Genomic DNA, 3,994 nt, shown 5'->3' with positions numbered 1-3,994 from the left:
ACAGCTCAAATTGTAAACGGCGCTCAAAATCTTGTTGTTGTTGATACTGCTTTTGAAGTATCTTCTGTTGACGTTGAACTAATTGTTGTACCCCGCGACGCGGATCATTTTGCAATTGCTCCCATAATTGAGATGAAAGTGGAACATTTTTGAGTTGTTCTTTTATTTGTTTAATGGTTAACTTAAATGCTTCAACTGTCAATTTCTTGTACCCAATCTAACGTATATTGCCCCCAAATACCCTTACGAAGATCTTGAATGAGCTTATTGGCACTGCGTTCATAATCATCAGCCATGTTAAATTGCTGACATAAATGTAAAAATAGTTCTTTATTATTTTCTTGAAGATCCGTGGTCGTTAAATGATAAGCTGCTTGTAAAAGTTGTGGATAATGCTTTTGAAAAAAATCTAAAGCAAAAAGCGCGATGTCAGTTTGTGGAACTAAACTATCTTTTATAGCTCCACTAAGAGCAAGCTTAATTCCAACTGTTTCATCATCAATTTTTGGCCACAAAACTCCCGGAGTGTCTAATAACTCAATATGTGACTTTGTTTTAATCCAGTTTTGATTTTTAGTTACACCAGGTCGATTACCAGTAACTGCAATATTTTTCCCTGCTAATTTATTTAAGACAGTAGATTTACCGACATTGGGAATGCCAATGCACATCGCCCGGATAGTATAATTTTGGACACCACTTTGCTGAAACTTTTTTAATTTAGCAGCCATTAACTGATTAATTTTTTGAATAATTATCTGTAAATGCTGCGTATGTTGGGCATCAATGGCCACAGACGCCACTTGAGGATTTTGAAAATATTGCTGCCATTTCTTAGTTTGGCTGGCATCAGCCAAATCTTTTTTATTTAAAATAATTAGTCGCTTCTTGTTTTGAATTAGCTGATCTAAGACTGGATTAGCGGAAGAAAGCGGTAGTCGGGCATCACGAATTTCCAAAACGACATCGACTAGCTTCAGACGATCTTGAATTTGATTTTTTGCTTTATTCATATGCCCAGGATACCATTGAATTATTGTCATTATTTGTCTCCTTTCTGTTTGGTTAAAAGTGTTACTGCCTGTTGCACCATAGTATCATTGTTTTGAAAATGAACCAATAGATTTTGTGTCAAAACTTGTCGGGTTAAAAGATCTAATTGCCCCGTTACTGGTAATTGCTGCTGTTGCTGCAAGGAGCTTAAAGACTGAGCAGTAGCCTCATCAAGGTGACCTGTAACTTCTAGTGAAAATCCCAAAACTTGCAAAATCTTTTGTGCTGTTAAAACATCATTAGCTGTAGAACCAGATGTCAAAGTCTGCTGACTAGAAAAACTAGGTAATTCTAAGTAATCAGGATAAGTTACCCGATAAGTAGGCTTTAAACCATGGTGATTAAGCCAATGCCCTGAAGGTGTCAGCCATTTAGCCGTGGTAAGTTTCATTTTGTCCGCTGTTGTAACCGAATTAAGTGTCTGAACTACTCCCTTTCCAAATGAACGTTCACCAACTAAAGGAATTTGTCCAGATTCATTCAACGCAGCAGCAAATATTTCGGCGGCACTAGCACTTTGGGTATCTATTAAGACAACTACTGGTAATTTAACTTTATAATTATTCAAATATTGGGCACTAGAGCGATAAGTAATATCTTTTTGCTGACGTGCTGATAAAGTGACAATTCTTTGCTGATTTTTTAAAAACATACTAGCACTAGCAACAGCTTGATCCATAACACCACCAGGATTATTGCGAACATCAATTATCAGACTTCGAGCTCCTTGACGTTTTAAGGCTTGAACTTCTTTCTTTAATTCTTGAGCTGTATTTTCAGAAAATTGAGTAATTGTGATTTTACCAATAGTTTTTTTATTTGCCAATAATTCACCTGTAACAGTAGCAATTTGTAACGGCCGGCGGCGCAAATTAACCATTAATTTTTGAGAACCCCGTTGAATTTGCAACTGTATTTTCGTATTAGTTTTTCCGCGTGTTAAAGACGAGGCTTGGGCAACTGTTAAATTTTTAGTTACATGCTTATTTATCTTTAGGATTATATCCTGTTTTTTTAAATGCGCCAAAGCAGCAGGCGAATGTGGCATTATGGCAACAATTCTTACACCTTGAATGTCTTTAGTAATAGTGGCTCCAATTCCGGAAATTTTTCCGCTTAAATCTTTACTAAATTCCGCTTGGCGACTTCCAGTTAAAAGCTCTGAATAAGGATCATCCAAAGAATCAATCATCCCTTTAATTGCACCATTTATTAATTTTTTCGAAGTTACCGGCTTATAATAATTTTGATTGATATTTTCATATACTTCTTGAACTTTTCTTAATTCCGGATTCATCAACGGCGAATGGTTCAACATCCAAGCTACAAAAATAAAGGTTAGCGCACATCCACAAATCAAGCCGCTAACCAAGGCAATAATTATATTTTTCCAAGATTTCATAATTTTCCTGCTCAATGAATTCGATTTTGCGAATCCTGATAATGACGGAAGGCCACATCAAAAATATCCATATTAGGTAAATATGAGCCATTCAATTCTAAATAATTAGAAAGCTCATCATAACTTTGAGATTGTTTGGGAAAAGTTGAATCAAAAAAAGCTGATTCTGCAAAATGAGCAATTGGATCAGAACTATTGGGATTTCTTTGGGTCATTAAATATTCATAAAAAGTTTTTCCCATCAAATAATACCTTCTTACATTTTTGTCGAATAAACTTTAACGACGATACGATCACGGCGTAAGTCTAATTGATCTACTTTAAAATAGTAACCTTGCTGGCTCTGATGTGCAGGCAAATTAATGTTAATTAGGCGCTGATGACTATTAATTTTGACCCAGTTAGGAAAATGATAATTATGGTCAATATAAAACATCACAAATTCCAAGGGTATACCTAATTTGCCAACCTTCAAATGTTCAGCGCGCAATTGAATACCACCATTAGCCATTGCATAGGGATTGGTTTGTAAAGTGAAGTTAATAGTTGAACCTAAAAAGTCAGCACTCCCTAACAAATTAACATGCTTGTCGATAGTAAGATGATACTTAATATCATTATTATTAAGATATTCTTTAATATAATGATTGGCTAATCGTTGAGTTTGACTTTTTGTAAGTTCGACCTGAAAAATGGCGGGGCGAGATTTAACTTGAGTAGTGGAATTATCATTAGTCCAACTAGTATTAGCGTCTGTATGGGTCACTTGATAGCCGACAAAGGCTACTCCTAAAACAATTATCGCTAATAAAGTTAAAAAAGCAATTTTCCAAAAATTAATTCCTCTTTTTGATGCTTTTGAACGTTGCATCTTAATGCCTCCACTCATTTTTTGTAACTTGTAATTTTTTCCACAGTTGATTAGTCATCAATTGATAACCCTTTTGATTCGGATGAAAATAATCTTTTGTATATAAGAACGGATTTGTGGTTTCTTGAGTTTTTTTAGAATATTGTAATTTCTTAGGTTGGGCCAAAGAACTAATATCCACAAAATGAACACGAACATGATCTTGCGTAATTTTAAGGGTATTTTTATTCCAGCCAGCAATAGCCTTTTTCATTCCCGGAACTTTTTTAAAGTAAATCTCGTAAGGATTATAAATACCATAAATATATATCGGCACATTCTGATTCAAAGAACGAACTTCTTTAATCAAATTTACCATATTAGATGTATAACGTTCTTGATAAATTTGTAATTGTGTTTGTGAAAGCTTCAAACCACGCGCCCGTAAAGCATGCATTACATCATTACCTCCAGCAGTTACGACAATAATGCGACTTTTTTTAATTGCCCCACGTAGTTTCTTCTTAGTTTGGACACGATGTAAAATCTGCCCACTAGTTTCACCACTAATTCCAAAATTAGCAACTGTTACTGTTCGTTTAGTGGCTTTTTGTAGAGGCTTTTTTATTAAATTACTATATCCGCCCCGATGTGTGGGATCACCAACTCCATAAGTTAAAGAATCACCT

The 3,994-nt window shown here is 35.0% G+C and carries 5 protein-coding genes and 1 pseudogene; all 6 read right to left on the bottom strand.

The features are described 5' to 3' along the window. A pseudogene (locus tag EQ827_RS08085) lies at positions 1–202 on the bottom strand (hypothetical protein); the annotation flags it as partial. Then, positions 192–1,043 (bottom strand): ribosome biogenesis GTPase YlqF, encoded by an 852-nt coding sequence (gene ylqF, locus EQ827_RS08080; protein ID WP_181190482.1) that lies wholly within the window; start codon positions 1,041–1,043, stop codon positions 192–194. The pseudogene EQ827_RS08085 and the gene ylqF, both read right to left, overlap by 11 nt. Continuing rightward, positions 1,043–2,455, bottom strand: a complete 1,413-nt coding sequence (locus EQ827_RS08075; RefSeq protein WP_181190481.1) for a S41 family peptidase — start codon at positions 2,453–2,455, stop codon at positions 1,043–1,045. Before EQ827_RS08075 ends, ylqF begins: the two co-directional genes overlap by 1 nt. Before the next feature lie 11 nt (positions 2,456–2,466). Beyond that, complete coding sequence (locus EQ827_RS08070) at positions 2,467–2,697, bottom strand: YozE family protein (RefSeq protein WP_181190480.1); 231 nt, start codon at positions 2,695–2,697, stop codon at positions 2,467–2,469. Between the two features lie 14 nt (positions 2,698–2,711). Next, positions 2,712–3,326: a YpmS family protein gene (locus EQ827_RS08065; RefSeq protein WP_181190479.1), complete on the bottom strand. Its 615-nt coding sequence runs from the start codon at positions 3,324–3,326 to the stop codon at positions 2,712–2,714. A gap of 1 nt (position 3,327) precedes the next feature. Next, positions 3,328–3,994 (bottom strand): GDSL-type esterase/lipase family protein (locus tag EQ827_RS08060; protein WP_181190478.1); only part of this gene is annotated, 667 nt, incomplete at its 5' end.

It is taken from the genome of Bombilactobacillus bombi, from assembly GCF_013607485.1.
Lineage (GTDB): Bacteria > Bacillota > Bacilli > Lactobacillales > Lactobacillaceae > Bombilactobacillus > Bombilactobacillus bombi_A.
This window is presented reverse-complemented; position numbering and strand designations above follow the sequence as displayed.